The 269-nt window shown below is 62.1% G+C and carries 1 protein-coding gene; it reads left to right on the top strand.

Annotation, left to right across the window (positions count from 1 at the left end; genetic code table 11):
* Positions 1-269, top strand: a 269-nt coding sequence (locus tag ACPYOJ_RS35510; RefSeq protein ID WP_481420412.1) for a VirB8/TrbF family protein, incomplete at both ends; no start/stop codon positions are given.

The following is a 269-nucleotide window of genomic DNA, read 5'->3' as shown; positions in this document are numbered from 1 at the left end:
GGATGAACCCTTCCAATCCGAGAGGTCCGGTCAAGACCATGGGAACATCGGGCGAGATCCGACCGGAAATCCTGTCCGTCAATCCGCTCAACGCAACGACCATGGCGGTGCGTTTCGAGACCAGGGAGCGCCGGCGCGGCGGCGACGTCGTCAATCGCTGGTCGGCGACGGTCCGCTACCGCCAGATCAATCTGCCCGCCAGCAACAGGGTTCGGTTATATAACCCGCTCGGCTTCGTCGTGACCGAATACGTCAAGGTTCCCGAGACC

It is taken from the genome of Rhizobium sp. SVR5-9E, assembly GCF_056755095.1.
Note: the sequence above shows the minus strand (reverse complement) of the source record. Positions and strands in the feature narration are given on the sequence as shown.